At 71.9% G+C, this 15,162-nt stretch carries 15 protein-coding genes; 11 read left to right on the top strand and 4 right to left on the bottom strand.

Translation table 11 applies throughout. The features are described from left to right. Position 1: 1 nt before the first annotated feature. The 7 genes from AB0B91_RS27640 to AB0B91_RS27670 all read left to right on the top strand — a co-directional run bounded on the left by AB0B91_RS27640 (position 2) and on the right by AB0B91_RS27670 (position 8,263). Positions 2-1,315, top strand: coding sequence for a sugar ABC transporter substrate-binding protein (locus AB0B91_RS27640; RefSeq protein ID WP_358325335.1), 1,314 nt, complete (start codon positions 2-4; stop codon positions 1,313-1,315). Continuing rightward, a complete protein-coding gene (locus AB0B91_RS27645) occupies positions 1,312-2,418 on the top strand; it encodes an ADP-ribosylglycohydrolase family protein (protein ID WP_358325338.1) in 1,107 nt (368 codons plus the stop codon). The genes AB0B91_RS27640 and AB0B91_RS27645 overlap by 4 nt, the downstream gene beginning before the upstream one ends. Before the next feature lie 6 nt (positions 2,419-2,424). Then, the gene (locus AB0B91_RS27650; protein WP_358325340.1) at positions 2,425-3,393 is read left to right on the top strand and encodes an ADP-ribosylglycohydrolase family protein; all 969 of its coding nucleotides are present in this window, start codon (positions 2,425-2,427) and stop codon (positions 3,391-3,393) included. Further along, positions 3,390-4,556, top strand: coding sequence for an ADP-ribosylglycohydrolase family protein (locus tag AB0B91_RS27655; protein WP_358325343.1), 1,167 nt, complete (start codon positions 3,390-3,392; stop codon positions 4,554-4,556). Before AB0B91_RS27650 ends, AB0B91_RS27655 begins: the two co-directional genes overlap by 4 nt. Further along, positions 4,553-6,061, top strand: coding sequence for an ADP-ribosylglycohydrolase family protein (locus AB0B91_RS27660; protein WP_358325346.1), 1,509 nt, complete (start codon positions 4,553-4,555; stop codon positions 6,059-6,061). Before AB0B91_RS27655 ends, AB0B91_RS27660 begins: the two co-directional genes overlap by 4 nt. Positions 6,062-6,068: 7 nt before the next feature. Beyond that, entirely contained in the window at positions 6,069-6,953 is an 885-nt protein-coding gene (gene rbsK, locus AB0B91_RS27665) for a ribokinase (RefSeq protein WP_358325349.1), read from the top strand. Between the two features lie 593 nt (positions 6,954-7,546). Continuing rightward, positions 7,547-8,263, top strand: coding sequence for a DUF6596 domain-containing protein (locus tag AB0B91_RS27670; RefSeq protein ID WP_358325352.1), 717 nt, complete (start codon positions 7,547-7,549; stop codon positions 8,261-8,263). Here AB0B91_RS27670 and AB0B91_RS27675 read toward each other — a convergent pair. Then, the gene (locus AB0B91_RS27675) at positions 8,241-8,561 is read right to left on the bottom strand and encodes an antibiotic biosynthesis monooxygenase (RefSeq protein WP_358325355.1); all 321 of its coding nucleotides are present in this window, start codon (positions 8,559-8,561) and stop codon (positions 8,241-8,243) included. The genes AB0B91_RS27670 and AB0B91_RS27675 overlap by 23 nt on opposite strands. 66 nt (positions 8,562-8,627) lie before the next feature. After that, the gene (locus AB0B91_RS27680; RefSeq protein ID WP_358325357.1) at positions 8,628-9,323 is read right to left on the bottom strand and encodes an FCD domain-containing protein; all 696 of its coding nucleotides are present in this window, start codon (positions 9,321-9,323) and stop codon (positions 8,628-8,630) included. A 205-nt stretch (positions 9,324-9,528) separates the two neighbouring features. On the opposite strand from AB0B91_RS27680, the gene leuA reads away from it, so the two are divergent. Next, positions 9,529-11,202 carry a 2-isopropylmalate synthase gene (gene leuA / locus AB0B91_RS27685; protein ID WP_358326022.1) on the top strand — a complete coding sequence of 558 codons (1,674 nt, stop codon included), beginning with the start codon at positions 9,529-9,531 and terminating at the stop codon, positions 11,200-11,202. Here leuA and AB0B91_RS27690 read toward each other — a convergent pair. Then, positions 11,199-12,098 carry a hypothetical protein gene (locus tag AB0B91_RS27690; protein WP_358325360.1) on the bottom strand — a complete coding sequence of 300 codons (900 nt, stop codon included), beginning with the start codon at positions 12,096-12,098 and terminating at the stop codon, positions 11,199-11,201. The two genes, leuA and AB0B91_RS27690, sit on opposite strands and share 4 nt — an antisense overlap. A gap of 193 nt (positions 12,099-12,291) precedes the next feature. On the opposite strand from AB0B91_RS27690, the gene AB0B91_RS27695 reads away from it, so the two are divergent. Next, entirely contained in the window at positions 12,292-12,834 is a 543-nt protein-coding gene (locus AB0B91_RS27695) for a hypothetical protein (protein WP_358325362.1), read from the top strand. Positions 12,835-12,849: 15 nt separating this feature from the next. Here AB0B91_RS27695 and pyrF read toward each other — a convergent pair whose 3' ends face one another. Next, complete coding sequence (gene pyrF, locus AB0B91_RS27700; protein ID WP_358325364.1) at positions 12,850-13,656, bottom strand: orotidine-5'-phosphate decarboxylase; 807 nt, start codon at positions 13,654-13,656, stop codon at positions 12,850-12,852. A gap of 134 nt (positions 13,657-13,790) precedes the next feature. Between pyrF and AB0B91_RS27705 the strand changes: the two genes are divergently transcribed. Together AB0B91_RS27705 and AB0B91_RS27710 are read left to right on the top strand one after the other, a co-directional pair. Then, a complete protein-coding gene (locus tag AB0B91_RS27705; RefSeq protein WP_358325367.1) occupies positions 13,791-14,267 on the top strand; it encodes a DUF2283 domain-containing protein in 477 nt (158 codons plus the stop codon). Positions 14,268-14,287: 20 nt separating this feature from the next. Then, a complete protein-coding gene (locus AB0B91_RS27710; protein WP_358325369.1) occupies positions 14,288-15,082 on the top strand; it encodes an HAD family hydrolase in 795 nt (264 codons plus the stop codon). Positions 15,083-15,162 lie beyond the last annotated feature (80 nt).

Below are 15,162 nucleotides of genomic sequence, written 5' to 3' on the forward strand. Positions count from 1 at the left end.
TATGCGTATCAAATCCGCGTTGGCGGCGGCGGCGATCGTCGCGCTGGCCGCCGGGTGCGGGGGAGGCGGTGGCGGCGCGAGCTCCGGCGAGTCCGCCAAGCCCGGGGAGCCGGTCAAGCTCAACTTCCTCAGCCTCGCCTGGCAGAAGGAGTCGGTCGCGGCCAACAAGCAGCTCGTCGACGAGTGGAACAAGGCCAACCCGACCATCCAGGTCACCTACGTCCAGGGCAGCTGGGACAACGTCAACGACCAGCTCGTCACCTCCTTCGAGGGCGGCGACCCGCCGGACGTCATCCACGACGACTCCCCGGCCCTGTCGGGCTTCGCCTCCAAGGGCTACCTGCTCGACCTCAAGGACAAGGTGCCCGCCGACCTCAAGAGCGACATCCCGCAGCCCGCCTGGGACACCGTCACCTTCGACGACGGCAAGGGCAACCAGGGCGTGTACGGCGTGCCGTTCCTGCAGGAGTCGCAGGTCATCATCGCCAACAAGAAGCTGCTCGACGCCGCCAAGGTGCGCGTTCCCACCTCCGACAACCCGTGGACGTGGGACGAGTTCGCCGAGGTCAGCAAGAAGCTGACCAAGAGCGGCGCGTACGGCGTCGCCTGGCCGATGAAGTCGCCCGTCAACAAGACGCTGAACCTGGCGCTCAACTTCGGCGGCACCTTCTTCCAGACCACCGACGGCAAGACGACCGTCAAGGTGGGCCCGGAGGAGAAGCAGGTCCTCCAGCGCATCCACGACCAGCTCTACAAGGACAAGTCCGCCGACACCTCGGCGCTCGGCATGGGCACCGCCGACCCGCTGCCCGGCTTCTTCGCCGGCAAGTACGCGATGCTGCCGGTCGGCGTCTACCTGCGCCAGCAGGTCGTCGAGCAGGCGCCCAAGGGCTTCGACTGGGTCACGCTCCCGCCGCTGAAGGGCACCACCAGCGACCAGGGCGCGGTCTCGCAGACCCTGTCCGTCGCCGCCGACAGCAAGCACCCGGACGAAGCGCTGAAGTTCATCTCCTTCTTCCTGAACGGCCCCAACCAGGCCAAGCTCGCCAAGGGCGACTGGCTGCTGCCCACCTCCGCCAAGGCCGCCGCCGACCCGGCGATGACCACCACGGAGAACGGCTGGGACGTGGCCACCGCCTCCGGCAAGAACCTCGTCGTGGCGCCGTTCCTCAAGGTCAACGGGTTCGACGAGTGGAAGAGCAAGGTCGCGACGCCGGTCCTGCAGCAGTACTACGGCAACAAGATCTCGATCGACGAGGCCGCGGCCAAGCTGGTGGCGGACGGCAACAAGGTGCTGGAGCGGTACCAGCGGTGACTTATCGCGACAAAGCCCGGGGGTGTCTGCTCGGCCTCGCGGCCGGCGACGCCCTCGGGGCGCCCGCGGAGAACCTCACGCCGGCGGAGATCCGCCGGCGGTGGGGCCGACTCACCGAGATCGAGGGCGGCGGGACGGACGACACCGAGTACGCCATCTTCGCCTCCTCGCTGCTGATCCGGCACGGGCACGCGCTGACCTCGGCCGACGTGGCCCACGCCTACCGGACGGAGATCATCCCCCTGGTGACGGGGCCGATGCGCGGCGCCGGGTTCTCCGAGCTCGGCACCATCGAGGCGCTCAGACGCGGGCTGGAGCCGCCGCTGACCGGGCTCGCGCACCAGCACGGCTGGTCCGACGGGCTGGCCATGCGGGCGGCGCCGTACGGCGTGTTCTGCCCCGGCGACCCGGCGGAGGCCGCCCGGCTCGTCGAGCAGGACGGGCGGGTCAGCCAGTCGGGCGAGGGCGTGCTGGGCGGGCGGGCCGTCGCCGGGGCGGTGGCCGCCGCGATGACCGGCGCCGCGCCGCGGGAGGTGGTGGCCGCCGCGCTGTCGGTGATCCCCGCGGACTCCTGGACGGCCCGCGACATCCTGCGGGCCTGCGACATCGTGCGAGCCCGCGACACGGCGCGAGACGGCAACATGGCGCGAGACGGCGACGTCGTGCGAGACGGCGACATCGCGCGGGTCGGCGATGTGGTGCGAGACGGTGACGTCGTGGGAGCCCGTGACGACGTGCCGGGTGGCCACGCGGGCGCCTCGAGTGGCGACGAGCTGCAGGTCGTCGAAGCGCTTCACCAAGCCGTGGTGGTCGAGCATTACCCCTGGACCGACGTGGCGCCCGAGGCCGTGGCGCTGGCCCTGGCCGCGTACCTGGCGGGCGGCGGCGACGTCGAGACCAGCGTCACGTTCGGGGTGAGCCTCGGCCGCGACGCCGACACCATCGGCGCCATCGCCGGCGCCATCGCGGGTGCCGGGCAGGGGCGGGACGGCGTTCCGGAACGCTGGGCGAGCAGGATAGGCCCGGTGACGGGTAAATGCCTGCCCGTCGTGGCGGGCAGGCACGTGCTGGACGTCGCCGACGAACTGGCGGAAGGACTGTAGGAACTCATGTCGGGGGACAGAATCGCGGGAGCCTTCGTCGGGCTCGCCGTGGGAGACGCCGTGGGCTGGCCCGCCGCCAGGCACCGGTCGGCCTTGCACGCGCCATGGAGCAGACGGCTGCTCCGCGAGCTCGACACGTTCGCGGAGGAGCACCGGGTCACCACACTGCCGGTGCCGTTCGCGCTCAACCAGCCCGTGGCGCCGCTGGCCGTCGGCCCGTCCGACGACGCCGAGTGGCTCGCCTGGACGGTGCTCACCATCGACCGGCCGCGCGCCGAGGCGTTCGGCGACCTCACGGGCCGCGCGGACATCCGGGCGCGCATCTCGGTGGCCACCGCGCTCGGCAACCTGGCCAAGGGCGTCGAGCCCCCGGCCAGCGGCCACGACAACCCGCACCACTTCGACGACGCCGCCGCCGTCAGGGCCGTCGCCTTCGGCGCGCTCGGCCGGGATCCGACCGAGGACGCCCAGGTCACCAACGCCAATGACGGGCTGCTCGGGGCCCTGGCCATGGCGGCCGCGGTGGCCGAGGCGGTGGCGACGGGCTCGGCGGCCGCGGCGGCCGGGGCGGCGCTGGCCGTACTGCCGCCCGACACCGCCATCGGGCACAACGCCCGGCTGGCGCTGAAGGTGGCGCGCGAGGCGGGCGACCCGTTCGCCGCCGTGCCCGCGCTCGACGCCGCGCTGCTCGACCACGTCTACAGCTACGGGGTGGGCGCCGCGCAGACGGTGCCCGTGGCGCTGGCGCTGGCCGAGGTGGCGGGCGGCTCCCTGAGCGCCGCCGTACCGGCCGCCGCGTGCCTGGCCGCGCTGGCCGACTCCGCGCCCGCTCTCACCGGGGCGCTCACCGGGGCATGCGGCGGGCTCGGCGCGATCCCGGAGGGGTGGATCGCGTCGGCGCGCACACTGGCAGGGTGCTGTCTGCCGGAAATGGCAGGAAAAGATGTCATCGAACTTATGGAGGAACTCGCATGACGCCGCTTGAAGACAGGGCGACCGGCTGCGTGGCGGGGGCGGCTGTCGGTGACGCGCTGGGCGGCGCCACCGAGGGCTGGACTCCCGAGCAGATCACCACCAGGTACGGCGGGCAGGTCGAGGGCATCGTGCCCCCGTACAACGAGGACTGGGCCAACGCCCGGCCCATCGCCCCGTACCACAAGGGCGACGGCCACATCACGGACGACACCTTGATGACGCACGCGCTCATCCGCGTCTACGAGAAGGCCGGAGGCCATCTCGGGGCGTACTCGATGGCCGAGTACTTCGTGCCCGAGCTGATGGGCGAGCGCCGGTGGATCCCCGAGCTGGAGGCCGAGGCGCTGCCGCTGCAGCGGATCTTCCTGGCCGAGAAGTGGATCGTCGCCCGGCTGCACTACGGCCACGTGGACCCCCGCGAGGCCGGGGTCGGCAACATCGTCAACTGCGGCGCGGCCATGTACGTGGCGCCCGTCGGCATCGTCAACGCCGCCGACCCCGACGCCGCCTACGCCGAGGCCATCGACCTGACCGGCGCCCACCAGTCGAGCTACGGCCGGGAGGCCGCCGGCGTCATGGCGGCGGCCGTCGCCGAGGCGATGCGGCCGGGCGCGAGCTTCGACTCCGTGGTGGCCACCTGCCTCAGGTTGGCCAAGGACGGCACCAGGGCCGCCATCGAGGCGGTCTGCGAGGCGGCCGCCGGGCTCGGCCACTGGGAGGGCTCCTTCGAGACGCTGCGCGCGGCCGTACGGCCCTTCGACACGGTCGCCGACACCTACCGCGACCAGGGCCTTGGGGCGCGGCGGCCGAGCCGGGTGCACAGCATCGAGGAGCTGCCGCTGGCGCTGGGCTTCCTCGTGGTGGCCAAGGGCGACTACCGCGACACCGTGCTCGGCGGCGTGAACTACGGCCGCGACGCCGACTCGATCGCCTCCATGGGCGGCGCCATCGCGGGCGCCCTGGGCGGGCTCGGCTCGATCCCGCGCGAGTGGGTCACGCAGGTGGCCGAGGCGAGCCGTACCGACCTGGAAGCGCCAGGACGGGTGATCGCCGACGTCGCCCGCCGGGTGCACGCCGACGACACGGCCCGCCGCCGCGCGGTCGAAACCGCCTTCGCCGACCTCGACGGCCGCACTGACCGCGCTGACGGCGACGGCCGATGATCCGCCTCACCTGGGTGCAGCCCGAGGACCTCGTGGGCCACGAGCTGCGCCAGGCCGCCGAGGACGGCAGGGACGTACGCGCCATCGCCGAGCGGTGGCACGCCGCGGGCGGCCACGACGCCCCACCGCGCGCCGGGGCCTCCGAACCCGGCGCGCTCAGGCTGCGACCGCTCGCCGAGCGGCTGCTGGACGAGCTGTCCGCGATTCCGTCGCCGCTCGACGAGCCGTCTGACCTGGCCGCCATCATCGCCGCCTGCCCGAACTGGCCCGCGCCGCCTGCTTCGGCCGCTCCTGCCACCCTGGGCGGTCCTGCCACCTCGGGCGGTCCCGCCACGGCGGGCGGTCCCGCCACCGCGGGCTTTCCAACTGCCCTGGGTGTTTCGGCCGGTGCCGCCGCTGAGGCCGCTCTCGGCGGTCGGGGCGCCTTGGCCGCTTCCGCTCCCGGAGCTCCCCGGCAGGTGGATCCGGCTCGGGTCCTCGGGGCCTGGCAGGGGCGGGCGGCCGGATGCGTGCTCGGCAAGCCGGTGGAGAAGATCCCCCGCGCGGGGATCAGGGAGATCGCCGAGGCCACCGGCAACTGGCCCATCAGCGGCTGGTTCACCGCCCGGGGGCTGCCCGGCGCCATCGCCGAACGGTGGCCGTGGAACCGGCGCAGCGCCGTCAACTCCCTGGCCGAGAACATCGACGGCGTCCCCGAGGACGACGACCTGAACTACCCGCTGCTCGCCCTGTCCGTCCTGGAACGGCACGGCCGCGGTTTCACCACCGACGATGTGGCCAAGCTGTGGCTCGACGAGCTGCCCGCCGGCCGGACGTTCACCGCCGAACGCGTCGCGTACCGCAACCTGCTGGCCGGGGTCGAGGTGCCGGAGACGGCGACGTACCGCAACCCGTTCCGCGAATGGATCGGCGCGCTGATCAGGACCGACGTGTACGGGTGGGTCAATCCCGGCGATCCGGCCACCGCGGCCGAGTACGCCTGGCGCGACGCCCGCCTCACCCACACCGCGAACGGCATCTACGGCGCCATGTTCGCCGCCGCTCTGTGCGCGAGCGCGCTGGTCGCCTCCTCCGCCGCCGAGGTGGTCGAGGCCGGGCTGTCCGTCGTCCCGCCGCGATCACGGCTCTACCAGGCGGTACGGCAGGCGGTCGAGGACGCCTCGAAGGAAGCCGACTTCGAGCGGGTCGTCGACCGGCTGCACGAGCGGCACGGCGCGCTGCACTGGGTGCACACGATCAACAACGCCGCCCTCCTGGCCGCCACGCTGATCCACGGCCAGGGTGACTTCACCGCCACCATCGCCGGAGCGGTCGCCGGCGGCTGGGACACCGACTCGGCCGGCGCCACGGCGGGGTCCGTCGCGGGCGCGCTGAACGGCGGGGTGCCGGAGCGGTGGAGGATGCGGGACAGCCTGGCCACCAGTCTGACCGGGTTCGACGGGATCGGGCTGGGTGAGCTGGCGCGCCGCACCCAGGCGATTCAGCGGTCTTTGGGAAGGAGATGATGAGGGCATGATCTCGGTCTTCGGCAGCGCGAACATGGACCTCGTCGCCTACGTGTCCCAGGCCCCCCAGCGGGGCGAGACGGTCACCGGGCGTGAGTTCCGTACCATTCCCGGCGGTAAGGGCGCCAACCAGGCGATCGCGGCGGCCAGGGCGGGCTCGGTGGTGGCCTTCCTGGGCGCTGTGGGCGACGACGGCTTCGGCACCGAGATGCGCACCACCATGGCCGAGGCCGGGGTGGAAGTCGCACGGCTGCGGCAGGTGCCCGGCCCGAGCGGCATCGCGCACATCGTGGTCGACGACGACGGCGGCAACTCGATCATCGTGGTGCCCGGCGCGAACGGCACCGTCACCGGCCCCACCGACGACGACGTCGCGGTGATCGCCGACTCGCAGGCGCTCCTGCTCCAACTGGAGCTGCCCATGGCCGCGGTGATCGCCGCCGCCCAGGCCGGGCACGCGGCGGGCGTACCGGTGATCCTCACCCCCGCGCCCGCGCAGCCCCTGCCGGACGCGCTGCTCGACGCCGTCACGCTGATCGTGCCGAACGAGCACGAGGCCGCCGACATCACCGGCGCCGACTCCGCCGACGCGGCGCTGGAGGCACTGCTCGAACGGGTGCCGGAGGCCGTCATCACGCTGGGTTCCGAAGGGGCGCTGTACGGCTCGCGGTCGGGTGAGCGGCTGCGCGTGCCCGCCGTACAGGTGAAGGCGGTGGACACCACGGCGGCGGGCGACACGTTCGTCGGCGCGCTCGCGGTGGCCCGCACCGAAGGGCTTCCCGCAGCCGCCGCGTTGCGCTTCGCCTCGGCGGCGGCGGCGCTGTCGGTGCAGCGCGCGGGGGCGAGCACGTCGATGCCCAGCCGCGCGGAGATCGACGACTCGCTCGTCTGATGCCGTCTCGGCAGGCTGTTGGCGAGGAGCTTTCGGCGAGCGTGTAGAGGAAGCCTCGGTTCGTACATGAGCGGGCCGGGGTGTCGAAAGGCTGCCCGAGCGGTCCACGGCTGTGTTCGCGGGCAACGACCTCCAGACGCTGGGTACGTATCGGGCGGCCAAGGAGTGCGGTCTGCGGGTGCCGGAAATCCTCAGGCAAACACAGAGAATCGCAGACTCCTGGTCCAGCTCATCAACGACGAGCAGCCGGAGAGCCTGCGGATCGAGCTGGCCACCCGGCTGATCGTCCGTGAGAGCACAGCCCCGGCGCCATGAGCATGTTGGAGTGGAATTCGGTGGGCAGGTGATGGTGATGAATGAAGACCTGCCTGATGCGGTGAACCGGGACGGTGGCGAGAGCGACGTGGTGGCGGAGCGGTCAGGGGCCGAAACCCCGAAGGCGCGCCGCCCCGTACCCGCCGACTGGCCCGACACCGACACGAACCCCGCGATCCCTACCCCCGATATCACCGAAGTTGCTCCTGAGACCGAGACCGAGGCCACAGCTGACGCCGAAAGGCGCGCCGAAACTGGCGGAGAGGCGGGCGGCGGCGGTGAAAAGGAGGTGCGGCCCGCCGCGGGTCCCACCGCCGCACCTGCTCCGCCAGCGACTCGACGCCGTTCTCGCCGTCGTCTACCTGATCTTCAACGAGGGCTACAGCGGACGCGACGAGCTCGCGGCAGAAGCGATCTGGCTGGGACGCGCGCTGGCTGAACTGCTTCCGGACGACCCCGAGGTTCACGGGCTGCTGGCGATGATGCTCGTGCACGACTCCCGTCGCGAGGCGCGATTCCGCGACAGCGAACTCGTGCTGCTCGGCGATCAGGACCGGTCACGGTGGAACACCGAGCAGATCACCGATGGACGCGCCGAACTGGACCGAGCACTCGCCCTCGGCGGCCGAGGCCCCTACGTCCTGCAGGCCGCCATCGCCTCGTTGCACGCCGAGACGCCGTGCGACTGGGCGCAGCTCGCGGCCCTGTACGGGGAGCTCGCCCGCCTGACCGGCTCGCCCGTCGTGGAGCTGAACCGTGCCATCGCCATCGCCGAGACCGAAGGCCCCGAAGCCGGCCTGCGCCTCGTCGCCCAACTCGGTCTCGACGACTTCCGCTACCTGCACTCGACCAGGGCCGAACTCTTGCGGCGCCTCGGGCGCACCGACGAGGCACGCGACGCCTATCGACGTGCGAGAGAACTCACCGACGACGGCGCCGAACGACGCTTCCTCGAACGCCGGCTGACAGAACTCACCGCTGGAGATCGGCCGTGACCTCGTGGTGAGTGACGCGTTCGTCCCACCGCGTCAGAGCGCGGCGGGCTGTCTCTTCGACGACGGCTCGCTCGGGGTCCTCGCCGGCGAACGCGCGTACGTCGTCCATGCCGGCGAAGAAGGTGATCGAGGTGAACATCACTTCTTCGCCGTCCTGGCGACGTAGCAGCCGGGCACCGCGGAAGCCGGCGACTCGCTGGAGATGCCCGGCGACCTCGGATTCGTAGTGGTGCTGGTAGTCGTCGGCCGTCGTCGTCGAGGCCCATCCTCGCCACATCCGCGCGATCATGCGCCGCACCTGCCCTTCCTTGTCTGCCCGCGGGGAGCGGCCTTGCCTCAGGACGAGTATCGCGCGCTCGCGGTGTCAGACGGCGTTGCGATGCAGCAACGCCAGCGTCTGTTCCAGCTCCGTCTGCAGGATGCGGCTCGCCGCCTCTCCGTCCCCTCGCCTGATGGCGTCCACCAGTGCCGCGTGCGTGTCGTCGCCGGGGTTGGGGTCGGCGTGCCGCAGGCCCAGCAGCTCCACCACGTCCACCAGCCGCCCCCGCAGCCTGGGGGCGAACTCGGCGAACAGGTCGTCCAGCACCGGGTTGCGCGCCGCCGCCACCACCGCCGCGTGCAGCGCGATGTCCGCGTCCACGAAACCCCCGTCGTCGCCCCCGGCCGCCGCCCGCCGGGCCTGCAGGGCCGCCTCCAGTGAGGCGATGTCCTCGTCCGTACGGCGGGCGGCGGCCAGGCGGGCGGCCTGGGTCTCGACCATCATGCGCACCTCGTACACGTCCGTGATCGCGGCCCGCCGGAGCCGGGTGGACCAGTCGTCGGCCGGTTCGGTGGCGATGACGAACACGCCGCTGCCCTGACGGGCCTGCACCAGCCCGGCGCCCGCCAGGGCGCGCAGCGCCTCGCGGACGGTGGAGCGGCCCACGCCGAGAGTCTTGGCCAGGGCGTTCTCGCCGGGGAGCCGGGTGCCGATCGGCCAGTGCCCGCCGGTGATCTGCTCGCGCAGGTGCTCGGTGGCCTGTTCGACCAGGGGAGTGGGGCGGAGCGTGCCGAGCGGCATCGGATCGACCTCTCAGGTTGTCTGAGGACCTGTGTTGTGGTTAGTGTACCCGGCATGACATCACGCGGTCTCCTTCTCGGCTGCCGCGGCGGGGCCTGAATCGACCGGCACCCCGCCGCGGTGGCTCCGCGATGCCGGTCGAACCCCGTAGAACGACCGGGAAGGAAACCCCGTGCACGACTGGAACAGGCAGCGCCCCAGCGCCATGCCGTACCACCGCTACCAGCCCGCCCACCGGCGCGTCGAGGTGCCGCTGACCGAGCGCGGCTGGCCCGCGCGGCGCATCGAGCGGGCCCCGCTGTGGGTGCCCGTGGACCTGCGCGACGGCAACCAGGCGCTGGCCGAGCCGATGGACCCGGCGCGCAAGCGGCGGATGTTCGAGCTGCTGGTGGCCATGGGCTTCAAGGAGATCGAGGTCGGCTACCCGTCGGCCAGCCAGACGGACTTCGATTTCGTCCGCGACCTGGCGGTGCCGGGCGCGGTGCCCGAAGACGTGACGATAGTGGTGTTCACGGCCGCCAGGCGCGACCTGATCGAGCGGACCTTCGCGTCCGTCGAGGGGCTGCCGCGGGTCGTCGTCCACCTGTACACGGCGACCGCCCCCACCTGGCGTGACGTGGTGCTCGGCCAGGACAGGGAGTCGTTGCGCGCCCTCATCAGAGACGCGGCCGGGCACGTCGCCCGGCTGGCCGACGCCCGTCCCGGAGCGCCGATCAGGTACGAGTTCTCGCCCGAGGTGTTCAACCTCACCGAGCCCGACTATGTGCTGGAGGTGTGCGACGACCTGACGGCCCTGTGGGACGCCAGCCCGGACCGCCCGGTGATCCACAATCTGCCCGCCACGGTCGAGACCGCCACCCCGAACGTCTACGCCGACCAGATCGAGTACATGCACCGCCACCTGGCCCGCCGCGACTCGGTGATCCTCTCGGTGCACCCGCACAACGACCGCGGCACCGGCGTCGCCTGCGCGGAGCTGGCGCTGCTGGCCGGGGCGCAGCGAGTCGAGGGCTGCCTGTTCGGCAACGGCGAGCGCACCGGCAACGTGGACCTGGTCACGCTCGCGCTCAACCTGCACTCGCAGGGCGTGGACCCGATGCTGGACCTCTCGGACATCGACGCGATCCGTCGTACGGTCGAGCACTGCAACCGGCTGCCCGTGCCCGATCGCCACCCGTACGCCGGCGACCTCGTCTACACCGCCTTCTCCGGCACGCACCAGGACGCCATCGGCAAAGGCCTGGCCCACCACGCCAAACGGGCCGCCGAGCTGGGCGGGCCCGTGGAGCAGGCGCCCTGGGAGGTGCCGTACCTGCCGATCGACCCCGCGGACGTCGGCCGCGACTACCAGGCGGTGATCCGCGTCAACAGCCAGTCGGGCAAGGGCGGCATCGCCTACCTGCTCAACACCCACCAGGGGCTCGACCTGCCGCGACGGCTGCAGATCGACTTCTCGGCGGTGGTCCAGCGGGCCACGGACGGCAGCGGCGCGGAGATGACGGCCGAGGAGCTGTGGCGGCTGTTCCAGGCCGCCTACCTGGATCCGGCGGACGACGGGCCGTACGCGCTGGCGGACTGGAGCACCGCGGAGAGCGGGCCGGGGGTCCATGAGTTCGCCGCCACCCGGCGTGACGGCGGCGAGCTGCGGGGGACCGGCAACGGCCCGCTGTCGGCGCTGGCCGGAGCGCTGGGCGGGGTCGACATCCTGCACTACGCGCAGCACGCCACCGGACCGGGCCAGGACAGCCAGGCCGTCGCCTACGTGGAGGCCCGCGTGGGCGAGACGGTCCGGTGGGGAGCGGGCCGCGACACCTCCGTACTGACCGCGTCCGTCCGCGCGCTACTGGCCGCCGCCAACCGAGCGGATTCGGTCCCCTAAGCGACGCGGCGCGGCTTGGGGACCAGGGTCAGGGTGGGGGCGAACCGCCCGTCGCAGCCCGGCACCGCGGTCACGTGCGCGGAGACCTCCCGGTCGCTCCGTACCCTGATGCTCGCGATGTAGAACGGCGTGAGCAGCGCCTGCGGTCGCCGCCGCCCGAGGCTCAGGTAGCCGAAACGGAACCACTGCGGCGTCAGCCACGCCTCCATCCCGGCGAAGGACTCCGCCAACCGGGCCACGACGTCCCGCGCGGCCTGGATCGGCGTCCGCACTCGCGGCTCGGCGATCACCGGGCCGTCCTCGTCGTCGGCGAAGCGGCGGGTCGACACACCCAGTGACGCCACCCCGCCGCTCGCGCCCAGCTCCACCGTGGCCGACGCCCTGCCGTACACCGGAAGATCACGTACGTAGTGGCGGAACGCGCCGAGCGCCCGGCACAGGCCGGGCTCGGTCCGGCGGTCCCCAGCGGTCTTCACCCGCCACAGGCGCTCGAACACCAGCTCGTCCTCAGCCGGTACGAGGGACGTCAGCCCGATCCGGTCTGCGGCGGTCCGGAGCATGCCGGTCAGTTCGGCGTCGCCGGGGTCGTTCTCGAAGACGTCCTCGAACGCCGGCAGGTCGAGATGGACGGTCATCGAGCCCGACGCGTGGAACCCCACGGCCCGCAGCCGGCCCGGCAGCCACACGGTGGTCCGATCCTGGTGGGTCACCACCTCCAGGTGTTCCGGGTTGTCGTCGCGCGAGCCGGCGACGGCCAGGACGAGGTCCTCCAGGCGGCGCTGGACCGTGCTCGGCTCGGGCGCGGCGAGCCCCAGCACGCTGACCGTGGCCGGCACCTCCCCGGCCATCGAGGCGAGCTCTTCGGCGAGATCGTCGGCGTAGGGCAAAGCGGGCATGAAGGCTCCTAGACTCCGGCTGTTCTAATCAGCCCAAGGTCAGACCCTCAATGATCAGTACGCCGGAGCACGGGCCGCGTCAGGACGGAACCTAGGGATGTCCCTAGTCCAACGGCTGTCGTTGGCACCATGCCGTGGCTTCTTTCGTTCTCCGAATATGCGCCGGTTCTCCGGCGGGGGAGGTCACTGAGCCATGGATCTCGATGATTTTCTGGATCGCCACCCACATGCGATTCTTCCGTTCGCCGCCACGTTCATCGGACTTGCTCCCGCGTTCAACCTTCCCGAACTGACCTGGTACGGCTCCCGGTTCTGGACGGGCGTGGTGATCGGAACCGTCCTCGCGATCGGGCCGACGGTGTTGATATGCGTGCGCCGGACCCGCATATGGGGAGGGACCATCCTTTTCCTTGCCGTCGCGGCCGCCGTAGTATGCCTGGCGCCGAGCATGAACCCTTATGACGAAGCGGGCGTCGTGGAGTTCCGGAGCTCGGCTGCCACATTCCTGAGCTGGAGCACTGCCGTCATATTCGGCATCGGCGTCGCCGCGGCACTCAGGACGGATCGCGGCGCGGGGCACCTGGCCTGGGTGGAGACTTCCGGGACGGACTACAGGGCAGCGTGCGACTGTGGCTGGCGCGGCGAGATCGGTGCGGAGACGGCGGCCTTCGGTGCGGCGGGCGACCACGCCAACCGGGTTTCGCTCCAGGTGAGGCCGCCTCAGGACCCCTGGTAGAGGATGCTCGCCCCGTCAGGAGGACAGGTGGCGGGCGCAGTCGTCGCGGTAGCGCAGCACCAGCTCGCGGATCCGCTCGGGGTCGGCGAGCACGGCCCGCGACACCGAGGGGACGACCGCCTGCCGTACCGGAGCGAACAGCCGGGCCAGGTCGGCGGGAGCGGCGCCCTGCGCGCCCAGGCCCGGCGCCAGGATGGGGCCGTTGAGGTGCTCCAGCGGATGGTCGAGCGCGGACAGGTTGGCGCCGATGACGACGCCGACCGGGCCCAGCGGGGTGCGGCCCGCGTTCGCCGCCGCGGCGCCCGCGAAGATCTCGCCCGCGACCGCCGTCTGCAGCGCGACGGCCTCCGGATTGGAGGTGCGCGCCAGGACGAAGACGCCGGCGTCGTTGGCGATCGCCGACGTGATCGCACCCTCCAGCGAACCGAAGCCGAGGTACGGGCTCAGCGTCACGGCGTCGACCGCGAGCGGGCTGCCCCGGTCGAGGTACGCCTCGGCGTAGGCGGCCATCGTGCTGCCGATGTCACCCCGCTTGACGTCGAGGATCACCAGCGTGCCCGCCTCGCGCAGGTCGGCGATGACGCTCTCCAGCACGGCGATGCCCCGGCTGCCCCAGCGCTCGTAGAACGCGGACTGCGGCTTGACCACCGCCGCCACGTCGCCCACCGCGTCCACCACGGTATGGCTGAACCGCTCCAGCCCGGCCGGGGAGTCGTCGAGCCCCCACGCGGCGAGCAGCGCCGGACTGGGGTCGATGCCGACACAGAGCGGGCCGTACTTGTCGAGCCTGGACAGCAACCGGATCCCGAACGACTCATTCACCACTGGACTCCCCTCGCGACGTACGCAGACTATGGGCGCCGGTCGCAGGCAGGAAGCTTTTCGACCATGGCGGTATGGCCGGCTCTTCTCGCCGTCAGTCTTCCAGAGTCCGCCTGCGGGGTAGATCAGCAGACATGTACGAGATCGCCCACCGCACGCTGACGCTGCGCACCGAGCCGCTACGCGAGGTCGTCGTCACGATCGGGCTGCCGATCGAGGAGCCGACGGGGGAGTGGTCGTGCCCTTACCGGATCGACGGGCTCGCCGGGTGGGAGCACGACCGCAAGGTCACCGGCGTCGACTCGCTCCAGGCGCTCGAACTCGCCATGGCCATGGTCCGGGCCGCGCTCGGCGGCTCGCACGAGGCCAAGGAGGGGTGGCTGAGCTGGGACGAGGAGCCCGCCGACAGACGCCCGCACACCGTGTACGTCCGGTGGGAGAAGGAGCACGACGTCGCCTACATCGCGATGAAGCACGAAATAGTGCCAGGAGAGGCGGTACGGCAGACCGTATCGGAAGACGTCGTCCTCGACTACGGAGCGTCGGGAGAGCTGCTCGGCGTGGAACTGCTCAACGCGACCACGTCGATGCCGTCCGAGATGCGCATCTGACCGCCCGATTTAATGGTGGCGTGATCGCACCTCGTATCGTGGCAACAGACCTGGACGGCACCCTCCTCGACTCCACCGGCACCGTGTCCTCGCGCACCCGCCGTGCCCTGCGCCGAGCGCGCGAGGCCGGAGCCGACATCGTGTTCGTCACCGCCAGGCCGCCACGGAGCGTGGACCCGATCGCCGCGATGGCCGACGTCACCGGCACCGCGATCTGCAGCAACGGGGCGATCGTCTACGACCTGGACATCCGCGAGATCACCAGCACGTACGCGCTCGACCTCGCCGCCGCCAGGAAGCTGACCGAGACGCTCCGCGAGGCCCTGCCCGGTGTGGCCTTCGCGGTGGAGACGGGCCGGCAGATCCTGGTCGAACCTGGCTACACCAGGCGCATCGTGCCGGACCTGCCGTACACGCGGGAGGTTCAGGTCGCCTGCGACGGGAACGAGCCGATCGTCAAGCTGCTGGCCTGGTCGGCGACGCACGCGGTCGACGAGATGTTCACCGCCGCGGTGGCGGCCGTCGAGGGCGAGGCCGAGGTGACGCACTCGGGCGGCACCGGGCTGCTGGAGATCAGCGCTCCCGGGGTGACGAAGGCGGGCACGCTGGCCGGGCTGTGCGCGGAGCGGGGCGTGGATCCGGCCGAGGTGGTGGCGTTCGGCGACATGCCCAACGACCTCGCGGTGCTCGCCTTCGCCGGGGCGGGGTACGCGATGGCGAACGCCCACCACCTGGTGATGGCGGCCGTCGAGCGGCGCACGTTGTCGAACGACGACCACGGGGTGGCCGCGGTCCTGGAACGCCTCTACGCCTGACAACTCGCCTGTGACCGGCTTGTTATGCCTCGCGTGTATCACCGCAGTAGGGCGTGACTCTTTCTCCATACGGGAAAGAG

It is taken from the genome of Nonomuraea sp. NPDC049141 (assembly GCF_040648415.1).
Lineage (GTDB): Bacteria > Actinomycetota > Actinomycetes > Streptosporangiales > Streptosporangiaceae > Nonomuraea.

Excerpts from the sequence above, each read along its gene's own strand:
- AB0B91_RS27640 (WP_358325335.1), top strand. The coding sequence starts at position 2 with ATGCGTATCAAATCCGCGTTGGCGGCGGCGGCGATCGTCGCGCTGGCC.
- AB0B91_RS27650 (WP_358325340.1), top strand. The coding sequence starts at position 2,425 with ATGTCGGGGGACAGAATCGCGGGAGCCTTCGTCGGGCTCGCCGTGGGA.
- AB0B91_RS27655 (WP_358325343.1), top strand. The coding sequence starts at position 3,390 with ATGACGCCGCTTGAAGACAGGGCGACCGGCTGCGTGGCGGGGGCGGCT.
- AB0B91_RS27660 (WP_358325346.1), top strand. The coding sequence starts at position 4,553 with ATGATCCGCCTCACCTGGGTGCAGCCCGAGGACCTCGTGGGCCACGAG.
- rbsK (WP_358325349.1), top strand. The coding sequence starts at position 6,069 with ATGATCTCGGTCTTCGGCAGCGCGAACATGGACCTCGTCGCCTACGTG.
- AB0B91_RS27680 (WP_358325357.1), bottom strand. The coding sequence starts at position 9,323 with ATGCCGCTCGGCACGCTCCGCCCCACTCCCCTGGTCGAACAGGCCACC.
- leuA (WP_358326022.1), top strand. The coding sequence starts at position 9,529 with ATGCCGTACCACCGCTACCAGCCCGCCCACCGGCGCGTCGAGGTGCCG.
- AB0B91_RS27690 (WP_358325360.1), bottom strand. The coding sequence starts at position 12,098 with ATGCCCGCTTTGCCCTACGCCGACGATCTCGCCGAAGAGCTCGCCTCG.
- AB0B91_RS27695 (WP_358325362.1), top strand. The coding sequence starts at position 12,292 with ATGGATCTCGATGATTTTCTGGATCGCCACCCACATGCGATTCTTCCG.
- AB0B91_RS27705 (WP_358325367.1), top strand. The coding sequence starts at position 13,791 with ATGTACGAGATCGCCCACCGCACGCTGACGCTGCGCACCGAGCCGCTA.